Annotated in this window: 1 protein-coding gene; it reads right to left on the bottom strand. The window is 68.5% G+C overall.

Annotated features, from left to right (window positions below):
- Positions 1-979: SH3 domain-containing protein (locus tag HMPREF0372_RS16660; protein WP_007495043.1), on the bottom strand; the 979-nt coding region annotated here is incomplete at both ends.

Here is a 979-nt window from a genome sequence, read left to right as displayed (position 1 = left end):
GCGTGGTCGTCCACGGTGTAGTGCCAGCTCACCATATCGCGCTCCCCGGCGTCGCTGTCCAGATAGGCCCCGTGGGCCGCGGCATCGGCGCCCTTGGCCGCGTTGCCGGTCTCGTGGATGGTGATGTACTTGCAGGGATTGCTGCCTCCGGGCCGATTATCCGCCCCTGGGGCGATAAGGTGCGTCTGGATGGCGAGGCCCGTGTCCGTGACCCGCTGGGGGCCCTCCACGGCCTCCAGATAGGCCAGGGACACCCAGCCCTTATCCGTCCTGCCCCAGCCGTCCCGGGCCTCCAGCACGTCCACCACGGTGCCCACGGGGTACGCCCCCACCTTGCCGTAACCGGTGCCGGGGCCGCTGCGGATGTTGACGCCGATGCTGGGCGTCACGGTATACTTGCCCATACTCTCCTCCTGTCCCGGCGGCGTCTGCTCCGCCTGCTTGAGATACACGCAAATCCAGTTATGCACCTTGCGGCTGGCGGTGATACGCTCTCCGCCAAAGTCGCACTGGCTGGAGCCGCCCCCATCCAGCATGACGGCGGAGGCCCAGCCCAGCCCGGCCAGCCCGTCCCGCAGAGTTTCCGGCGTGGCTGCGTCTCCGGTGCCGTCTCCGGAGCAGTAGAGGGCCAGATCGCCGCCGCGCAGACCGATGGCGCTGCGCCCCCGCCTGCCGCCCTGGGCAGAGCCGTAGGAGGGCGCGCCTACCGGCCCGGTGCCGGTGAGGATCAGCGGCGTGACCGCGATAAAGTTGGCCGCCGCCTCATACTCGGAGGTCATGCGGATGTCTGGGCCCTTGTCCCAGGCGTAGCCCACCGCCCGCCAGGGCGTGCCGGAGAGCATCACCCCGCCCGCTTTGAGCAGCGGGCAGGGGGTGCCGTCCGGGTTCCACATACCTCCGTTGAGCACGTAATGGGCCTTTGTTTCATCCTTGACCTGAGAGAGCGTCTTGCGGCAGTTGGTGACTCTCAGCTCAATCC

Origin of the sequence: Flavonifractor plautii ATCC 29863, from assembly GCF_000239295.1 — a bacterium.
GTDB classification, from domain to species: domain Bacteria; phylum Bacillota; class Clostridia; order Oscillospirales; family Oscillospiraceae; genus Flavonifractor; species Flavonifractor plautii.
The sequence above is the reverse complement of the archived record's forward strand: the minus strand, read 5'-3'. Positions and strand labels throughout refer to the sequence as shown.